Consider the following 490-nt stretch of genomic DNA (forward strand, 5'->3'; position numbering starts at 1 on the left):
CATCCAGGTGCAGCAAACTTTTGAGCCGCTTAAAAGCCAGTTCAATTTGCCATCGCAGACGGTAACAATCAGCCACTTGCTCTGCTGAATATTCATCTTCCGGTAATGATGTTAGCAATAGCACATGGCCCGCTGCTTCCAGCGTTTCCGCCTGAACTACTCGTCCTTTTCGACGATTCTCGCTGAGCAGTCGGGTTTTACTGATTAATGCTTTTTCGGGAGGAAGTGATACGGCAATGAGACGTGCCGGAAAGGGAGCTCCGGCTTTTTTATTACCTGAATTGCCTATCATTACAGTGGTTTCACCGTTCTTACCGCAATCCAGCCCGCGCAGAAAACCCATCATGTCAAAGCGCATTCCTTCTGCAGTTAACCAGCGCAATCCTCGCCAGTGAACCCGGACGATATAATCAGCTTCTCCAAAAGCAAGTGAGCGGATACATTCGGGACGCGAACCGAATCCCCGGTCAGCAATGCGGAACTCGTATGC

The 490-nt window shown here is 50.0% G+C and carries 1 pseudogene; it reads right to left on the reverse strand.

Annotated features, from left to right (window positions below):
* Positions 1-490: pseudogene (locus D7W81_RS41500) on the reverse strand (IS4-like element IS421 family transposase); the annotation flags it as partial.

This window comes from Corallococcus aberystwythensis (assembly GCF_003612165.1).
In the GTDB taxonomy this organism is placed as follows: domain Bacteria; phylum Myxococcota; class Myxococcia; order Myxococcales; family Myxococcaceae; genus Corallococcus; species Corallococcus aberystwythensis.